Genomic DNA, 17,010 nt, shown 5'->3' on the forward strand with positions numbered 1-17,010 from the left:
ACTGTTCACGTTACCTGCTCGGGGACAGAGCTGCGCTCGGCGGACGGGGACGGGGACTGCTGCTGCGTGACGGCACAGCCGACGACCGCTGCCAGCAACCAGAAATAGAAATCACTCGGGAAGATCTCGAAGTAGCTCGACGCCACCGCCGCCACCGCGCTGGCCAGCACGGCCGCCGCGACACCCAGCGCCAGGGCCGAATCGGGCCCGCGCATCGTGCGGGCCGAGCGCAGCGCCATCAGGTAGATCACCACCAGGATGGCCGAGAACAGCCACACCCCGATCGGCCCCAATTCGATGAGCAACTTCACGTAGTAGTTGTCGGGTTGATAAGGGCGACCATAGATTTGGACCTCGCCGGTGGCGTACGGCAAGTCCCCGGCCATCGGACCGAGTTCCTCGACGAGCAGCCGCGCCGCCGCGGCGCCGGTCGAGCCGAGTCCGTCGCCGAAGGGGTGACTGCCGACGGTCCGCATGACGGTGTTCCAGCCGGTCCCCCGATCGGCCAGGCTCGACGAGGAGAACAGCGAACTGCTGGCCTGCGACGACACCGCGATCCCCCCGATCGCGACCACCGCCACCGAGCCGACGATCACCGGCATCAACTGGCGCCGGTAGCGCACCACCGCCAGCAGCAGGGCACCGACCAGCAGCCCGGCCAGCGCGGCACGCACCACACTCGCCGCCGCACCGAGGACCAGAATCGGCGTCGTCATCAGGAACAGCCGATTGCGCGGTCGTTTGGGATTCGCGAGTGCGACCGACCCGCCGACGAGCAAGACCATCACCAGGTAGAACGCATACGGAAACGGCTGGTTGAAGGTGCTGAACGAACGCAGCAGGCCGCCGGCGAAGCGGATCGTCTCGTTGTACTTGTAGCCCATCTGCGCCAGGCCCGCGCCGCCGATCACCTGCTGGGCCAGGCCGAACAGCGCGATCGCCACCGACTCCACCATCATGATCGTCACCAGCAGGTCGCGGTCGCGCGCGGTGAACGGGCGCAGATACAGGATCAGCGGGACCACGATGAAGTAGAAGAACGTGATCTTGATGGCGAACAGTCCGAGCGTCCCGGCCGTGACGAACGCCGACACCACCCCGAAAACGCACAGTGCGGCGCCGAAAGACCACCACGGCACCACCGGACGCGGATCGGTCTGCCGGTGCGGCACGAAAACGGCCACCAGCAGGGTGAGTCCGAGCAGCGCCTCCTTCCAGCCGTTGACCTGCATCCAGCCCGGCGCGATCTCGAGCAGACCGTTGAACGGGACCAGAGCGGCGACCAGCAGCACGCCACGCTGCGGCCGGAACCGGATCCAGCGCAGGAACACCCAGACCCCCGGGAGGGCGGCCAGGTACAGCAGCGAGCCCATGGAACTCAGCCCCGCCCGGCCAGGCGCTTGGTCCGCGCACCGAGGCGCACCAGCGCCTGGCGCAGCACCTTGCCGTCGCCGGCCAGTACGTCGACCGGACCGACCAGGTCGCGGTATTCGCGCCGCGCATGGTGGTTGAACCGCAGCACGTCGGAGAATTTGCTGAGGGTCGACGTCGTGGAGGAATGGTTGAACACCGAAGCCCGGTTGATCGCCAGCACCCGGTTGTGACCGTAGAACCTGCCGCGCGCACACAATCGCGCGACGAGATCGATGTCCATCGCATAGAAGAAGTCGGTGCGAAATCCCCCGGTCGCCTCGAATTCGTGGCGCCGGAACAGGAACGCGGCGGTCGGGCACAGGTCGTCGGGCAGCTTGCGCACGAACGCGCCCAGCGCCGTACGCGACGAACACCGCCCGACCAGATTCCCCAGCCCCCGGGCCCGGGCGAGCACCGCGCCCTCGTCGTCGATGACGTCGAACTTGGCACCGGCAACGGCGACCTCGGGATCGCGCAGCGAATCGACCTGCGCCGACAGGCAATCCGGGGTGATCAGGTCGTCGGCACAGACGAGTTTGACCAGATCGCCGCGGGCCTGGCTCATCACCCGATTCCAGTTGTCGACCATCGGCAGTACGGTGTCGTTGGTGCACAACCGGATTCGCTCGTCGTCGATGGACCGCACCAGGTCACCGGTGCCGTCGGTGCTGGCATTGTCGAGCACGACGATCTCGAAGTCCGCGAAATCCTGCGCGCGGATCGACTCGATGGTCTCGACAATCGTGCGTGCCGCGTTGAATGCCGGGACGCACACCGACACCGGTACCCCCACCACCGCACATCCTCCACGACACTCATCGGGCCTGACGCCGCGCGACGCGTGCCCGTTTCGTGCACAGTACCCGCCTAGCAACCGAGATTCACATCGACATCGGTGCAGATCGTTTACCGAACGCGTGGTCCGGGTACTCGTGATGCCCGCCACGTGCCACCGAGTTAGCGGCGCAGCGGAACCCCAGCTAACATCGTGGAAGCAAGATCGGCGAGAGGTGGGGGAAGCGTGAGCGAGACCGACCCGGCGGCCACGGGCGACGCGGCCCCGGGGCGTCCGGCGATGTCCGGGGTGAACATCGCCGACCATCTGCGCCAACTGGTTCGCGCCCTGCCGATCGCCCTGGTGGTCGCAGCCCTCGTCGGCGGTGTGGTGTGGCTGGTCCGCGACGGCAGCCCCCGAACCTACGAGGCGAGCCTCACCGCGCAGATCTCCCAGCAATCCATCGGCGCGGTGTTCAACGAGCTGACCCAGCCCTACATCGTGCTGGTCACCGAGAGCCGGGTGCTCTCGGATGTGGTGAAGAACGGGCTGGCGCCCTCGGAGAACGACCTGCGGCCGAGGGTGTCGGCGATGACCGGGCCCGCACCGTCGCTGCTCATCATCAAGGCCCAAGCCAGGTCGCCCGAGCAGGCCGAAAAGCTGGTGCTCGCGGTGCAGCAGTCGCTCGACAGTGTCGCGTCCCAGATGCGCACCGAGGCCATCGCCCGTTCGGCCGCCGATCTCGAGGTGCATCGGCGGGCCGTCGAGGACACCTTCACCAAACGGCTGGCCGAGGATCCGCTGCGCCCGGAACTCAGTTTCGATGCCCGGGATGTGGCGCGCGAGATGGAGTTCCGCCAGGTTCTCGGCATGCCGCGCCTGACCGTGATCGCCAATCCGACCTCGGAGCTGGTCGCTCCGCACCCGGTCCAGGAAGGCCTGTTCGCGGGGCTGGCCACGCTGATCATCGTCGCCGAGGCGGTGGTGCTGGCGCGCGGTGCGCTCAGCCGCCGCACCGGTGGAGCCGGCGGCCGAACCGGTGGGCTCAGCGGTCGAACCGGTGGGTTGTGGCGCGGCAGGAAAGCCGAGACCGCGATCGCCACAGCCGCCCCTGTTCCCACCGCGGCACCCGAGCCGACACCCGGTCCCGCCGAGCGCGCCCCGGCACCGGCCCAGGCCCCGGCACCGGCCCAGGCCCAGGCCCAGGCCCAGGCCCCGGCCCCGAAGCGTGACACCAGGACCTCGACGCCGACGGCGTACGACCCCGAGACCACGGTGCTGCCCCGGCAATGGCCGGTCCGTGCCGCCCCGGTGCCGAAGACCACCGGATCGCGCGACGTCTAGACATGGCGTTGTCGCGCATGACATCCCCCGCACCGGGCGACATGTCGCGCCTGACCTTGGGCCCTGTTCGCTACGGCGACAGCATCGTTCGCCTGCGGCCGCCGCGTCTGGCCGACTTCGCGCAGTGGCGCGAGATCCGGCTGCGTGACCGCGCATTCATCGAACCGTATTGGGGCACTTCACCACTGAGCTGGGAGCAGCGGCACACGCCCCGGCACTGGGCCCGGGAATGTCTGGTCGCCTGGTCCGATATGCGGGCCGGGCACCGGTACGCCGGGGTCATCGAGGTCGACGGCTGGTTCGTAGGGCAGGTGGAGTACTTCATCATCGACGCGGCCTCGGCGACCGCGGAATCAGGTGGCTGGATCGACGCGCGGTGGGCAGGCCGCGGGGTCATGGCACAGGTGGGCGTGCTGCTGCTCGACTACATGTTCAGCACCCGTGGTGTCACCCGGGTGCTGGCACCGGTCTCACCGGACAACCGACCCGCCCTTCGTTGTGTGCGCGGCCTCGGCTACCGCCACCAAGCCACCATGGCACTGGCCTACGACGCCGGTGGGGCGCCCCGGGATCACACCTTGTCGGCGATCACCCCGGCCGACCTCGCAGTGCGAGACCTCCCCGCCCTCATCCCGGCCGCATCAGACCTGGTCCCAGCCGGTTCCAGGTCTGGCGGTGTGTCGCCCGCAGTAGTCGCGCTCGCCGCCGCCAGGCTGGTCGCTTGGACAACCCGCGAGCATCTGCGACGCTACGTGCCCGCCGAACCCGTGTCCCTGGTGGTCGCCGATCACCCGAATGCCGTGGTGCGCACCCTTGTCCGCACGGATCGATCGGCCTGGCGACGTGCCGCGACAGCCCACCGCACCCGGATCACGGTGGCGGTCGGGTCTGCCGAATGGGAACGCAGGCACCGTCGGGCCGGGTGGTACCGCGCACTGTGGTACACCCGATTCGGCCTCCGGTCACCGGTGGGACTGCACCTGGTGCTGCATGTGAACAATTGCTACGCAGGCGAATTCCGACTGTACGACTCGCTGCTGCCGGGTCAGGCCACCAGCCTGTTCACCTGGGCCGACCCCGATCTCGCCGATACCGAACTCTGGGCCGCGGCGCTGCGCGCGGTCACCGAGTACGGGTTCACCGAGCTCGGGCTGCGGCGGATAGCGGCCGAGATTCCGCTCGACGACACCGTCACCTCCGCTGTGGTAGCCGCCGCCGGCTTCGTGCACGAAGGTGTCCTGACCGACCATCGTGGCCCCACCGGGCGGCACACCGACCACGGTTTGTGGGGGCTCACCTGATGCGCAGTTTCGAACGCAGTGCCGCGATCCAGGCTCGCCTGCACGACCTTGTTCCCGGCGGCGCGCACACCTATGCCCGTGGCGCCGACCAGTACCCCGAGCAGATGGCACCGATCCTGGTGCGCGGCAAGGGCGCTCGCGTCTGGGATGTCGACGGCAACGAATTCGTCGAGTACGGGATGGGGCTGCGCTCGGTCACCCTGGGCCACGGCTACGAACCGGTGCTGCGGGCAGCGACCCTCGCCGCCGCCGACGGCCTGAGTTTCTCGCGACCGACCGAACTCGAACTACTCGCCGCGCAGGACTTCCTGGATCTCGTGCCGGGTGCCGACATGGTGAAATTCGCGAAGAACGGCTCCGACGCCACCAGCGCGGCGGTGCGCCTGGCCAGAGCCGTGACCGGCCGGACCACGATCGCCGTCTGCGACCAACCGTTCTTCTCCGTCGACGACTGGTTCATCGGCACCACCGACATGGCGGGCGGGATCCCCACCGTCGACACCGTGAAGTTCGCCTACAACGATCTCGACGCGCTCGCGGCGACACTCGCGGGCGACACCGTTGCCGCTGTCTTCCTCGAGGCCGCCACAGCCATGGCCGAGCCACTGCCCGGATACCTGGAAGGTGTTCGCGCCCTGTGTGATCGGCATGGCACGCTGCTGGTGTTCGACGAGATGATCACCGGCTTCCGCTGGGCGGCCGGTGGTGCGCAGGCGGTCTACGGGGTGACACCGGACCTGTCGTGCTGGGGCAAGGCGATGGGCAACGGTTTCCCGATTTCCGCGCTCGCGGGCAAACGCGAATTCATGGAACGTGGCGGCCTGCGCACCGAACACGACCGGGTCTTCCTGCTGTCCACCACGCACGGACCCGAGACCGCGTCGCTGGCCGCGTTCCGCGCCGTCGTGCACGCCTACCGCACCGAGGACCCGATCACCCGGATGGAGCAGGCGGGCCGGGAACTCGCAGACGGGGTGAATTCCGTCGCCGACGCTCTCGGCATCGCCGGGTATCTCCAGGTGCGCGGCAGGCCGTCGTGCCTGATCTTCCGCACGCTGGACGCCGAAGGCGCACCGTCGCAAGCGTTTCGGACACTATTTCTCCAGGAACTGCTCGAGCGTGGTGTGCTCGGCCAGTCGTTCGTCACCTCGGCCGCCCACGACGCCGACGCGATCGCCGCCACGATCGCCGCGTGCGCGGCAGCGGCCCCGGTGTATCGCCACGCGATCGAGCGCGGCACCGTCGACGGGCTGCTGCGCGGCCGCCCCGTCGCCCCCGCTCTGCGTCGCACCGCGGCGCCCCGACAGATCGAAGCGAGCAACTACCGATGACCCGTGTCGCCATCGTGCACGAACGTTTCACCGAATTCGGCGGATCCGAGGCGGTGGTCGGCGAGTTCGTCGAAACCTGGCCCGACGCCGAGGTTTTCGCGCCGATCGTCGCGCCGGGCGGGCTTCGCGAGCCGGTCCGCACCGTCCACGACAGCTGGCTCAGCCGGGCACACACCATCACCGGCGGCAGGCACGCGCCGCTGCTGCCGCTGGTGCCGCGCGCGCTGCGGCGCACGCCGTTGCGCGACTTCGATGTCGTCGTGGTCAGTCATCACGCTTTCGCCACCCAGGCCGCGCTGGCCACCGACGCACCGGTCGTAGCCTATGTGCACAGCCCGGCCCGGTGGGCCTGGGATCGCGAATTCCGCCTGCAGGAGGCGGGCGGCCGTGTGGGTCAGCTCGCGCTCGGCGCGCTGGGGGTCCTGGCCCGGCGCAGTGAACGGCGGGCCGCGCCACGGCTGACACACGTGGTGGCCAACTCCCACGCGGTGGCCCAGCGCGTCACCGACTGGTGGGGCCTGCCCGCCTCGGTGGTCAACCCGCCGGTGCAGGTCGCCCGGTTCACCCCTGATCCGAGCGTGGCGCGCGAGGACTTCTTCCTCTGCGCGGGCAGGCTGGTGCCCTACAAGCGCGCCGACCTGGCGATTCGCGCGGCACAGCGCGCGGGTGTTCGCCTGGTCGTCCTCGGGGAGGGACGCTTCCGCGCGCAGCTCGAGGCGATCGCGGGCCCGGAGACGACCTTCCTCGGCGCCACCTCCGCCGAGCAACTGCAGGACATGTACCGGCGCTGCCAGGCGCTGCTCATGCCCGGCATCGAGGATTTCGGCATCGTCCCCGTCGAGGCGATGGCGTGCGGCGCGCCCGTGCTGGCCGTCGGCGCCGGTGGCGCGCTCGACACGGTCCGCCCCGGGGTCACCGGCGAGTACGTGCCCGCCGGTTCCGATGCCGACGTCGTGACGGCGCTGGCCGCGGCGATGGGTGAATTCCGTTCGGCGACCTACGATCCGGCGAAGATCCGCGAACACGCGGGCACCTTCGCCCCCGAGGTGTTCCGCGCCAGGATGGCCGCCGTCGTCACCGACGTGCTCGCGGACCGATAGCGGCAAGTTGTCCGAAACTCTCAGTTACTGAAATTAACTGTCACACACACCGTTTGACCTGCGACGACAGGTGACCATTCCCACAGGGCGACCGGGCGCCACGAGCTTGCCCCGCTAGGTTACTGACGAGTACGGTTAGGACCAACCGGGACGACGATGTGCCCGGTTTCTCTGATGCCCGCATCCACCGCCGCATGCCGGATCACTGTTGCACGACACCGTGTTTCGAAAATTTTCAGGAGGGGCGATGGTTTCCTACATCGTGACAGGCGGTACCGGATTTCTGGGTCGGCGAGTGGTGCGGGGGCTGCTCGCAGCCGACCCCGCCGCGATCGTGCACGTGCTCGTGCGCGCCGAGTCGCTGGCGAAGTTCACCGCGCTGAACGCACAGCATCCCGACGGTGATCGGGTGTTCGCACTGGTCGGCGATCTGACCGCCGACGGTCTCGGCCTGGGTGACGAGCCGCCGCGCGCAGACCACGTGCTGCACCTGGGCGCCGTCTACGACATGACCGCCGACGAGGAGACCGCACACGCGGCCAATGTCGCGGGCACCCGCTCGGTGATCGAGCTGGCACGCAGGCTCGATGCCGTGCTGCACCACGTGTCCTCGGTGGCGGTGGCGGGTGATCATCGTGGCAAGTTCTTCGAGGAGGATTTCGACCTCGGACAGAACCTGACCTCGCCGTATCACCGCACCAAGTTCGCCGCCGAGAAGCTGGTCCGCGAGGCGACCGACGTGCGCTGGCGGGTGTATCGCCCGGCCATCGTGGTCGGCGATTCGCGCACCGGCGAGATGGACAAGATCGACGGCCCCTACTACTTCTTCCAGGCGATCGCCGCACTGTCGGCGCTGCCTGCCGAGCTGCCGTTGCCACTGCCCGATCTGGGCGCGACCAATGTGGTGCCGGTCGACTATGTCGCCGAGGCGATGGTGCGGCTGGTGCGCCGGGACGGGCTGGACGGGCGCACATTCCACCTGGTCAACCCGGAGCCGCAGCCGTTCGGCGACATCTATCGTGCCCTCGCGACCGCGGCGGGCGGGCCCACGGGCATCGGCACGGTGCCGGGTAGCGCCCGCGCGCTCAACGGCCTCGGCCATGTCCCCGGCGCGCACGCGGTGCGCGACTTCCTGTTCGAGCAGGCGGGCATCCCGGCGGCTGTCGCCCCGCATGTCGGTTTCACCGCCGAGTTCGTCGCCGATTCCACCCAGGCACAGCTGCCTGGGCTGACCGTGCCCGCGTTCGACACCTACGCCCAGCGGCTGTGGGACTTCTGGCGCGCCAACCTCGACCCGCACCGTGGCCGTCCCGCCGCCGACGCCGACCGGCTCTCGGGCCGGATCGTGCTCATCACCGGTGCGTCCTCGGGGATCGGCCTGGCCACCGCCCATACCGTCGCCCGGCGTGGCGCGACCGTGCTCATGGTGGCTCGTGGCGTCGAAGACCTCACCGCCGCAGCGGAATCCGTGCGCGCCGAGGGTGGCACCGCGTTCGCCTACCCGTGCGACATCACCGACGCGACGGCGGTGGACGCCCTGGTGGAACAGCTGCTGACCGAGCACGGCCACGTCGATTACCTGATCAACAATGCGGGCCGGTCGATTCGCCGGTCGGTCGCCAACTCCGTCGACCGCATGCACGATTTCGAGCGCACCATGGCGGTCAACTACTTCGGCGCCGTGCGGCTGATCCTGGCGCTGCTGCCGTCGATGCGTGAGCGGCATTTCGGCCACATCGTCAATATCTCCTCGATCGCGGTCCAGACCAAGGTGCCCCGGTTCGCCGCCTATGCCGCCAGCAAGTCGGCACTGGACAACTTCAGTGATATCGCCGCGGTCGAAAACCGCGGCGCCGGTGTCACTTTCACCTCCATCCGGATGCCGCTGGTGCGCACCCCGATGATCGCGCCCACCGATCTCTACCGCGCCCTGCCGCTGCCCGACCCCGAGCGTGCCGCCGACATCGTGGTCCGCGCGCTCCTGGAGCGGCCCGACCGCATCGACACTCCCGTCGGCACCTTCTCCCAGGCCGTCGAGATGTTCCTGCCGTCGCTCAAGCGCACGATCATGCACACCGGCTACCGGCTGTTCGGTGAATCGACGGCGGCGCAGGGCAAGTCGGTTCCGGCGCCGGCGGCCGCCGAGCCCGCGTCGACCGAGCCCGCCGAGCCGAGCCGCAACGCACTCACCGTGCTGGCTCCGGTTCTCACCCCGCTGATGGTGATGCCGGGCCCGGCTGCCCGCATGAGCCGGATGCTGCCCGGCGTGCACTGGTAGTCGTCGGTCGCCAGGACCGAGGGGCCGGTCACGACGCTGTCGTGACCGGCCCTGTTCGTCACCGCCGGTATGTGAAGAAGACGGTGACCAGCGCCCTCCCCGCGAATGTCCCCCCTGCGGACATCCCATAGCGAAGAGGGCGTCTGGTCTGTACCGCGGTGTCAGCTGACGGCGACCGGGGTCGGTGGCGTTCCGAACTGCCATCGTTCACCCGCGGCGATGAGGGGGCGGGTCGCGCGGAGCTCACGCGGTCTGCCCATGGCGACGGCCCCGACCGGGCGGCCGTCGCGCAGCGCCACGGCCAGGAAGTCCTCGGCATCGAGGTCACCGTCGACGACCAGTTCGTCGTGCGGGTGCATCCAGCCGGCGAACTGCATCGAGACACCGTGCTGATCGGTCCAGCCCCAGGGAACCTCCGCGACCACGGCCGGGTGGCCGAGGATGGACATGGCGGCCGCGGCGCCGGCGGTCATGGCGGAGTTCCAGTGCTGTCCGCGTTCGAATTCGCCACGGAGCGGATGGAATCCGGTGGTGGCATCGCCCGCGGCGAAGACGCCGGGCGCCGAGGTGCGGTAGTGCTGGTCGACGATGATGCCGTCGTTCACCGCGATTCCGGCGGCCTCGGCCAGCGCGGTCTCGGGGACCGACCCGATGGCGACCAGCGCGGCGGCCGCCGACCAGGTGCGTCCGTCGGCGGTGGTGGCGGTGACGCCGTCGCTGGTGTCGACGAGTTGTGTCGTCGCGGCATCGTTCTCGACCACCACACCGTGCTTCACGTGGATGCGGTGTACCAGCTCCGACACCGCTGCGGGCACCACCCGATCCAGCAGCGCCGGACCGGCGTTGAGCAGCGTCACCTGCGCGCCGAGCCCGCGCGCGGTGGCCGCGACCTCGCAGCCGATCAGCCCACCGCCGACGATCAGCAGCGAGCCACCCTCGATGACGGCGGTCCGGAGTGCGCTGATGTCGGCACGGTTGCGCAGCGTGTGCACCCGGGTCGACGCGGTGTCGATCGATCGGGCCCGGGCACCGGTGGCGAGCAGCAGGCTGTCGTAGCCGAGCACCTCACCGGTACCCAATCGCACTGTCGCACGCTCGGTGTCGACGGATTCCACGCCGAAGGCCGGGCGCAGGTCGATCCGGTTGTCGGTCCAGAACTTCACCGGCTTGAGCACCGCGCGATCGAACGACCCGGTGCCGGACAGGAGTTCCTTGGACACCGCGGGCCGGCGGTACGGCAGGTCCGGTTCGGCGCCGACGAGGACGATCTCGCCGGCATAGCCCTCGCGCCGCAGCGTCTGGGCCGCGGTGGCGCCGGCGACACCGGTGCCGACGATGACGATCCTGGCGCTCATCCGCGACTCACCTCGAGCATCTCGAAGTCGGCCTTGGCGGCGCCGCAGTCCGGGCACGACCAGTCGTCGGGGATGTCGTCCCAGCGGGTGCCCGGTTCGATGCCGTCCTCGGGCCAGCCCAGTGCCTCGTCGTATTCGAATCCGCACTGCACGCAGCGGAACAGTTTGTAGTCGGTCATCGCGACACCTCCTCGTTCAGCTGGAAATCGAGCTTCTCGCGGACTCCGCAGTCCGGGCAGCACCAGTCGTCGGGAATCGCCGACCATGCGGTACCGGCGGGGAAACCCTCACGGGGAGCGCCGATTCGCTCGTCGTAGCGGTAGTCGCACACGGGACAGAGGTAGGCAGCCATCAGCGCGCTCCGTACTTCGCCAGGACCTTGTCCCGCTTGGCGGGCTGGACGTTCACGCGGGTGATGTCGCCGTCGTAGTGCGCGAGCACGCGCGGGTCCATCACCTTGCGCCACAGCGGGGTCAGGTAGGCCAGGCCGATCAGGCTGGCGTAGCCGCTGGGCAGTTCCGGCGCGCCATCCATGTGCCGCAGCGTCTGGTAGCGGCGGGTCGGGTTGGCGTGGTGATCGCTGTGCCGCTGCAAGTGGTAGAGGAAGATATTGGTGACGATGTGGTCGGAGTTCCAGCTGTGCTCGGGGGTGCAGCGCTCGTAGCGACCCGAGGCGGTCTTCTGCCGGAGCAGACCGTAATGCTCGAGGTAGTTCACCGTCTCCAGCAGCGAGAACCCGTACACCGCCTGGATCAGCAGGAACGGCAGGATCACCGGGCCGAACACCGCGACCAGCACCGCCCACAGCACCACCGTCATCAGCCAGGCGTTGAGCACGTCGTTGTGAATCGTGAACGGCCCCTTGCCGAGTCGCTCGAGGCGGGTGCGCTCGAGCTCCCACGCCGAGACCAGGCTGCCCCACACACTGCGCGGCAGGAACGTCCAGAAGGACTCACCGAACCGGGCGCTGGCCGGATCCTCCGGGGTGGACACCCGCACGTGGTGGCCGCGGTTGTGCTCGATGTAGAAGTGGCCGTAGCCGGTCTGGGCGAGGGTGATCTTCGACAGCCAGCGCTCCAGCTCGTCCTTCTTGTGACCGAGTTCGTGCGCGGTGTTGATGCCGATGCCGCCCATGGCGCCGATGGTGAAGGCCAGGCCGATCTTCGAGACCACGCCGAGGCCACCGTCGATGCCGAGCCAGGACAGGTTGTCGGCCGACCACAGGTAGCAGGCGAAGACCAGGCTCACCAGCTGCAGCGGGATGTAGGCGTAGGTGCAGTACCGGTAGTACCGGTCGTTCTCGAGCAGCTCCATCACCTCCTCCGGCGGGTTCTTGCCGTCGGGACCGAAGAAGCGATCCAGGATAGGCAGGAACACGTACACCAGCAGCGGCCCAAGCCACCACCAGACCGGCGCGACCGACTCCCAACCCAGCTGATTGAAGGCCCACACGAAGGCCGAGGCCAGCAGTGCGGAACTGGGCGCGACCAGGCCGAACAGCCACAGGTAGCGCTTGGGATCGCGCCAGTGCAGTACTGCCGCCGACCCTTCGTGGTCGTCGATGCGAGATGTCGTCATGTCGTTCTCCTGATCGCCGAGACACAAGCTCGGATATTGCCGTGTTCGTTTACAACATAGCGCGATGTGTTCTCAGTGAATACACTATTTGAGAGAATGTCAATGATGAAGCAGAATCGATAGCACATGTACGATGGTCGGGTGGTCGAATCGCCGAACTTCCAAGCCGAGATGCGTCAGCTGTTGCGCGACCGCATGCTCGATGCCGCCCGCACGATGGTCGTCACCGAGGGGTGGGGCGCGGTCAACATGTCGCGCGTGGCCAAGGAGGTCGGCATCAGCAGGCCCGTGCTCTACAAGGAGATCGGCACCAAGCAGGCGCTCGCGGACGCGCTGATCGAGCGTGAGCTCGGCGTCTACCTGGCCGGGATCGCCGAGATGCTGGCCGAGCATCCGGCGGACATGATCGCGGGCATGACCGCCGCCGCGGACTACGCCCTGCGCAACGCGGGCGACAACACCCTGATCAAGGCTGTGCTCGCGGCCCGCGGCGAGGGCGACACCGCCCTGCTGCCCGCCCTGATGAGCGAACCGGAACCGGTTCTCGGCCGCGCGGTCGCCGCGCTGACCGGCACTGTGCGCGAGCTCCACCTGCTCGCGGAATTGTCCGACGAGGAACTCACCTCGGTCGTCGAGATCATGGTCCGGCTGACCCTGAGCCATCTCTTCCAGCCGACCGGCAGCGTCGACCGCGCGGTGGCGCAGATCGGGCGCGTCCTGACCGGCGTACTGCCCGCCGCCTGACGACGGCGGGCAGCGGGCTCACAGCCGACCGTTCACCTGCCCGGCCGCGTTCGCGAACGCCCAGCCGTAGGCGCCGTGCGCGGTCGGGAAGATACCGCCCGCACACACCGGATCGCCTGCGGTGCAATAGTTCGCGGTGCGGTCGGCGTACAACGGCGCCACCGTGGCACCGACGAGCCGCAGCGGGTCGCCGAACAGCAGTACCGCGACGACCCGGTCGGACATCCAGGGCGGCAGCACGTACATTCCCGGCAGGAGCATCATCGCCGGCGAGCCGAGGACGCCGTGGGTCACGGCCGCGCCCTGCGAGTAGCCGACGAGCACGAACCGCTGATCGGGGCACGCGGCAGCCTGCGCGAGCAGGTGGCCGGTCATCGCCCTGGTGCCGTCGGAGACCGAGGAGGGCACCAGCAGGTCCGCCGGGTACTCGACCCGGTGGGCGGAGGTGTCGACCGGTAGCTGCGCGCTGAGCACCGCGTAGAGCGGGTCGCCCACGACCGAGCCCAGATAGCCGGGTTCGTTTGTGCCGCGGGCGACTACGACATCGAGCGTGGCGCAACTATTCGCCCACGCTGTCAGCCCGGGGGACATCGCTGTCCCGATTCCCACGGCCAGTAGCAACACCGACAGCACTCGCGCTGTATGTCCTGCGACGTTCCGAATTACCTTTCGATAGGTCATGGCATCCACCCACTCACGCCGTTGTGAGAATAAAGAAAGAGCGATCACCGTCCACCGCAACGGTATTCGGCGTGCTCAAGGATGGAATACCCGCTGACCTGCATCGACTCGACGCGAACTCGGCATCTCTTGCGCCACGTTCAGGTCTCGGATCGCCTGCGGCACAGGGCCGCCGACGCGATCAGTGCTTCTTGGGCTTTTTCTTCGTCTTGGGCTTGTCGTGGTCGGGCTCCCATTCGTAGCCGGCGACGCCGCGCTCACAGTAGGAGTTCTCGACCAAGACGTCGCCCTGGTCGCGTTCGCACCAGCGCTCGCTGCGCGAGCAGGAGGTGGCGCCCAGACCGGCGGCGACCGCGAGTACGAGCACGGCGGCACCGGTGCGGGTTCGGACGTTCATGGATTCCCCAAGTCTCTCTCGAAATGAAACACCGCTGGTCAGGGCATTTTCCAACACTTACCCCCGGCCACCGACGCACCAATGCTACGTTCCGTAGCATGCCGAGCACTGTGCCAGAACACACCGACGATTTCATCCCCGACGCGATTGTCGTCGGAGCCGGCCTGGCCGGCCTGGTCGCCACCCATGAACTGGTGCTGGCCGGATGCAAAGTCCTGGTGGTCGACCAGGAGAACCGCGCCAATCTCGGCGGGCAGGCGTTCTGGTCGCTGGGCGGCCTGTTCTTCGTCGACAGCCCCGAGCAGCGCCGGCTCGGCATCAAGGACTCCTACGAACTGGCACTGCAGGATTGGCTCGGTTCGGCCGGTTTCGACCGCGAGGACGAGGACCGGATGGCGCGCCAGTGGGCGCAGGCCTACGTCCGGTTCGCGACCGAGGAGAAGCGGGACTACCTGCACGCCTTGGGCTTACGCGTCACTCCCCTGGTCGGCTGGGCCGAACGTGGCGGCGGGCTCGCCGACGGGCACGGCAACTCGGTGCCCCGGTTCCACCTCACCTGGGGTACCGGGCCCGAAGTGGTCCGGGTCTTCCTCGAGCCCGTCCTGGCCGGTGCGGCCCGCGGGCTGGTGCGCTTCGCGTTCCGGCACCGGGTCGACGAGCTGATCGTCGAGGACGGCGCCGTCACCGGGATCAGCGGCAGCGTCCTCGCGCCGAGCGACACCGAGCGCGGCGTCGCCTCCACTCGGGATGTGGTGGGCGAGTTCAGCTTCCACGCGCCGTCGGTCCTGGTGAGTTCTGGCGGCATCGGGCACGCGCACGAGCTGATCCGCCGCAACTGGCCCACCGAACGCCTCGGCCCCTGCCCGGAGACGATGATCTCCGGCGTCCCGGCCTATGTCGACGGCCGGATGCTCGGCATCTCCGAGCAGGCGGGCGCCGCCCTGGTGAACCGCGACCGGATGTGGCACTACACCGAGGGCATCAACAACTGGGATCCGATCTGGCCCGATCACGCCATCCGGATCATTCCGGGTCCGTCGTCGCTGTGGTTCGACGCGAACGGAACTCGCATGCCCGCACCGTGTTTCCCCGGTTTCGACACCAACGAGACCATGCGCCGGATCCTGTCGACCGGGTACGACTACTCGTGGTTCGTGCTGAACCAGACGATCATCGAGAAGGAGTTCGCGCTGTCGGGGTCGGAGCAGAATCCCGACATCACCGGCAAGGATCTCAAGCTCACGTTGCGCAGCCGGGTCGCCAAGGGCGCGCCGGGCCCGGTGGAGGCGTTCAAGCAGCACGGCGTCGACTTCGTCGTCGCCGATTCGCTGACCGACCTCGTCGACGGCATGAACAAGATCGCGCGTGGCCCGCAGCTGGACGCGGCGGAGCTCGAACGCCAGATCGTGGCCAGAGACCGCGAAGTCACCAATCCCTACACCAAGGACGCGCAGATCGCCGCGATCACCAATGCGCGCAAGTACTTCGGTGACAGGGCGGGGCGGGTCGTCAAACCGCATCGCATTCTCGACCCCGCCCATGGCCCGCTCATCGCGGTGCGGCTCAACATCCTGACCCGCAAGACGCTGGGCGGCTTGCAGACCGACCTCGACTCGCAGGTGCTGCGCCCCGACGGCTCGGCATTCGCCGGGCTCTTCGCCGCCGGTGAGGTCGCCGGATTCGGCGGCGGCGGCGTGCACGGCTACAACGCGCTGGAGGGCACGTTCCTCGGCGGGTGCATCTTCTCGGGCCGCGCGGCGGGCCGCGCGATGGCGCGGCACCGGGCGGCGGGCTGAGTCGTGGCCTAGAGGGGGCGGCCGTGCCGGGGGGCCAGGGCGCGCGCCGCTTCCTTGGCAACCTCGGCCAGCGCCCGCGCCAGCCGGGCGGTGTCGAGTGCGCTGCGGTCGCCGTTCACCGTGCCCGACAGGGAGATCGCGGCCAGCGCGACGCCGCGGCCGCGGATCGGCACCGCCACGCAGCCGACGCCTGGCATCGATTCCTCGGTGTCGACGGCGACGCCCTGCCGGTTACGGATGCGGGCGAGTTCGCGATGCAGCTCGGCGCGATCGACGATCGTGCGGGCCGTGCGCGGGGTGGCGTTGCCGCGCAGCGAGCCCTCGGCGATGCCCGGTTCGAGGGTGGCCAGCAACGCCTTGCCGAGGGCGGTGCAGTGCGCGGGCAGTCTGCCGCCGACCCGGGTCGGGATGGCGACCTGGCTGCGTCCGCCCGCGCGGTCGAGGAACAGCACCTCACGCCCGTCGAGGACGGCGAGATGGCCGATCAGGCCGGTGCGCTGGCTGAGGTCGTAGAGCAGCGGCCCGACCACTTCGCGCAGTTCGTTGTGCTCGGCGGCCAGGCCGCCCAGTTCGAGCACGCGCAAGCCGAGGCGGTAGCCGCCGGGAGTGTGCGCGAGCCAGCGCAGGCGGATCATCTGGTCGAGGATGCGGTGCACGGTCGAGCGCGGCAGCCCGGTGCGTTCGGCCAGGCCGAGCAGGGTGAGGGTGGGGGTGGTCGCATCGAACGCGTCGAGAATCAGCGTCATCCGCTCGATCATCGACGTCGGCGGCGCTCCGGCGGCCCGACCCGATCCGGTCCACAAGTCCTCCGGCGCCGGCTCGGTCACGATCTCGACCGTCATTGATCCAACCTCCACAGTGTGTAGCGGATACAGACTAGAGCTGTCTGCTCCGCTTACGCACCATTTCGCTGGACC

At 68.9% G+C, this 17,010-nt stretch carries 16 protein-coding genes; 7 read left to right on the forward strand and 9 right to left on the reverse strand.

What is annotated here, in order from left to right; translation table 11 throughout:
* Positions 1 to 5 precede the first annotated feature (5 nt).
* Together ACFVAV_RS11540 and ACFVAV_RS11545 are read right to left on the reverse strand one after the other, a co-directional pair.
* On the reverse strand, positions 6 to 1,373 hold the full coding sequence (locus tag ACFVAV_RS11540) for an O-antigen ligase family protein (RefSeq protein WP_379033779.1): 1,368 nt from the start codon (positions 1,371 to 1,373) through the stop codon (positions 6 to 8).
* A gap of 5 nt (positions 1,374 to 1,378) precedes the next feature.
* Positions 1,379 to 2,209: a glycosyltransferase gene (locus tag ACFVAV_RS11545; RefSeq protein WP_379033782.1), complete on the reverse strand. Its 831-nt coding sequence runs from the start codon at positions 2,207 to 2,209 to the stop codon at positions 1,379 to 1,381.
* A gap of 225 nt (positions 2,210 to 2,434) precedes the next feature.
* Between ACFVAV_RS11545 and ACFVAV_RS11550 the strand changes: the two genes are divergently transcribed.
* The 5 genes from ACFVAV_RS11550 (at position 2,435) to ACFVAV_RS11570 (ending at position 9,542) form a co-directional block, all read left to right on the forward strand.
* A complete protein-coding gene (locus ACFVAV_RS11550) occupies positions 2,435 to 3,532 on the forward strand; it encodes a hypothetical protein (protein ID WP_379033785.1) in 1,098 nt (365 codons plus the stop codon).
* A gap of 17 nt (positions 3,533 to 3,549) precedes the next feature.
* Positions 3,550 to 4,833 carry a GNAT family N-acetyltransferase gene (locus tag ACFVAV_RS11555; RefSeq protein WP_379033788.1) on the forward strand — a complete coding sequence of 428 codons (1,284 nt, stop codon included), beginning with the start codon at positions 3,550 to 3,552 and terminating at the stop codon, positions 4,831 to 4,833.
* On the forward strand, positions 4,833 to 6,164 hold the full coding sequence (locus ACFVAV_RS11560; protein WP_379033791.1) for a glutamate-1-semialdehyde 2,1-aminomutase: 1,332 nt from the start codon (positions 4,833 to 4,835) through the stop codon (positions 6,162 to 6,164). Before ACFVAV_RS11555 ends, ACFVAV_RS11560 begins: the two co-directional genes overlap by 1 nt.
* Positions 6,161 to 7,264, forward strand: coding sequence for a glycosyltransferase (locus ACFVAV_RS11565; RefSeq protein WP_379033794.1), 1,104 nt, complete (start codon positions 6,161 to 6,163; stop codon positions 7,262 to 7,264). The genes ACFVAV_RS11560 and ACFVAV_RS11565 overlap by 4 nt, the downstream gene beginning before the upstream one ends.
* Positions 7,265 to 7,511: 247 nt before the next feature.
* On the forward strand, positions 7,512 to 9,542 hold the full coding sequence (locus ACFVAV_RS11570; RefSeq protein ID WP_379033797.1) for an SDR family oxidoreductase: 2,031 nt from the start codon (positions 7,512 to 7,514) through the stop codon (positions 9,540 to 9,542).
* Positions 9,543 to 9,703: 161 nt separating this feature from the next.
* Here ACFVAV_RS11570 and ACFVAV_RS11575 read toward each other — a convergent pair whose 3' ends face one another.
* From ACFVAV_RS11575 to ACFVAV_RS11590, 4 genes are read right to left on the reverse strand one after another with little or no spacing between them, the layout of a single operon-like run.
* Positions 9,704 to 10,897, reverse strand: a complete 1,194-nt coding sequence (locus ACFVAV_RS11575) for an NAD(P)/FAD-dependent oxidoreductase (protein WP_379033800.1) — start codon at positions 10,895 to 10,897, stop codon at positions 9,704 to 9,706.
* Positions 10,894 to 11,076, reverse strand: a complete 183-nt coding sequence (locus tag ACFVAV_RS11580; RefSeq protein WP_379033803.1) for a rubredoxin — start codon at positions 11,074 to 11,076, stop codon at positions 10,894 to 10,896. The genes ACFVAV_RS11575 and ACFVAV_RS11580 overlap by 4 nt, the downstream gene beginning before the upstream one ends.
* Positions 11,073 to 11,249, reverse strand: a complete 177-nt coding sequence (locus ACFVAV_RS11585) for a rubredoxin (RefSeq protein WP_379033806.1) — start codon at positions 11,247 to 11,249, stop codon at positions 11,073 to 11,075. Before ACFVAV_RS11585 ends, ACFVAV_RS11580 begins: the two co-directional genes overlap by 4 nt.
* Complete coding sequence (locus ACFVAV_RS11590) at positions 11,249 to 12,475, reverse strand: alkane 1-monooxygenase (protein ID WP_379033808.1); 1,227 nt, start codon at positions 12,473 to 12,475, stop codon at positions 11,249 to 11,251. Before ACFVAV_RS11590 ends, ACFVAV_RS11585 begins: the two co-directional genes overlap by 1 nt.
* Positions 12,476 to 12,616: 141 nt before the next feature.
* On the opposite strand from ACFVAV_RS11590, the gene ACFVAV_RS11595 reads away from it, so the two are divergent.
* Complete coding sequence (locus tag ACFVAV_RS11595; protein WP_379033810.1) at positions 12,617 to 13,219, forward strand: TetR family transcriptional regulator; 603 nt, start codon at positions 12,617 to 12,619, stop codon at positions 13,217 to 13,219.
* Positions 13,220 to 13,237: 18 nt separating this feature from the next.
* On the opposite strand, the gene ACFVAV_RS11600 is transcribed toward ACFVAV_RS11595, so the two are convergent.
* A complete protein-coding gene (locus ACFVAV_RS11600; RefSeq protein ID WP_379033812.1) occupies positions 13,238 to 13,852 on the reverse strand; it encodes a cutinase family protein in 615 nt (204 codons plus the stop codon).
* 229 nt (positions 13,853 to 14,081) lie between these two features.
* Positions 14,082 to 14,297 carry a hypothetical protein gene (locus ACFVAV_RS11605; RefSeq protein ID WP_379033814.1) on the reverse strand — a complete coding sequence of 72 codons (216 nt, stop codon included), beginning with the start codon at positions 14,295 to 14,297 and terminating at the stop codon, positions 14,082 to 14,084.
* 98 nt (positions 14,298 to 14,395) lie between these two features.
* Here ACFVAV_RS11605 and ACFVAV_RS11610 point away from each other — a divergent pair, with 98 nt between their 5' ends.
* Positions 14,396 to 16,093 (forward strand): FAD-binding dehydrogenase, encoded by a 1,698-nt coding sequence (locus tag ACFVAV_RS11610; RefSeq protein WP_379033816.1) that lies wholly within the window; start codon positions 14,396 to 14,398, stop codon positions 16,091 to 16,093.
* Positions 16,094 to 16,101: 8 nt separating this feature from the next.
* On the opposite strand, the gene ACFVAV_RS11615 is transcribed toward ACFVAV_RS11610, so the two are convergent.
* Entirely contained in the window at positions 16,102 to 16,935 is an 834-nt protein-coding gene (locus ACFVAV_RS11615; protein WP_379033818.1) for an IclR family transcriptional regulator, read from the reverse strand.
* Between the last annotated feature and the right edge of the window lie 75 nt (positions 16,936 to 17,010).

It is taken from the genome of Nocardia sp. NPDC057663, assembly GCF_042799895.1.
GTDB lineage: Bacteria > Actinomycetota > Actinomycetes > Mycobacteriales > Mycobacteriaceae > Nocardia.

What these genes read in the sequence shown, in the direction of transcription:
- ACFVAV_RS11540 (WP_379033779.1), bottom strand. Translation starts at nt 1,373, where the DNA reads ATGGGCTCGCTGCTGTACCTGGCCGCCCTCCCGGGGGTCTGGGTGTTC.
- ACFVAV_RS11555 (WP_379033788.1), top strand. Translation starts at nt 3,550, where the DNA reads ATGACATCCCCCGCACCGGGCGACATGTCGCGCCTGACCTTGGGCCCT.
- ACFVAV_RS11560 (WP_379033791.1), top strand. Translation starts at nt 4,833, where the DNA reads ATGCGCAGTTTCGAACGCAGTGCCGCGATCCAGGCTCGCCTGCACGAC.
- ACFVAV_RS11565 (WP_379033794.1), top strand. Translation starts at nt 6,161, where the DNA reads ATGACCCGTGTCGCCATCGTGCACGAACGTTTCACCGAATTCGGCGGA.
- ACFVAV_RS11570 (WP_379033797.1), top strand. Translation starts at nt 7,512, where the DNA reads ATGGTTTCCTACATCGTGACAGGCGGTACCGGATTTCTGGGTCGGCGA.
- ACFVAV_RS11575 (WP_379033800.1), bottom strand. Translation starts at nt 10,897, where the DNA reads ATGAGCGCCAGGATCGTCATCGTCGGCACCGGTGTCGCCGGCGCCACC.
- ACFVAV_RS11580 (WP_379033803.1), bottom strand. Translation starts at nt 11,076, where the DNA reads ATGACCGACTACAAACTGTTCCGCTGCGTGCAGTGCGGATTCGAATAC.
- ACFVAV_RS11585 (WP_379033806.1), bottom strand. Translation starts at nt 11,249, where the DNA reads ATGGCTGCCTACCTCTGTCCCGTGTGCGACTACCGCTACGACGAGCGA.
- ACFVAV_RS11590 (WP_379033808.1), bottom strand. Translation starts at nt 12,475, where the DNA reads ATGACGACATCTCGCATCGACGACCACGAAGGGTCGGCGGCAGTACTG.
- ACFVAV_RS11605 (WP_379033814.1), bottom strand. Translation starts at nt 14,297, where the DNA reads ATGAACGTCCGAACCCGCACCGGTGCCGCCGTGCTCGTACTCGCGGTC.
- ACFVAV_RS11610 (WP_379033816.1), top strand. Translation starts at nt 14,396, where the DNA reads ATGCCGAGCACTGTGCCAGAACACACCGACGATTTCATCCCCGACGCG.
- ACFVAV_RS11615 (WP_379033818.1), bottom strand. Translation starts at nt 16,935, where the DNA reads ATGACGGTCGAGATCGTGACCGAGCCGGCGCCGGAGGACTTGTGGACC.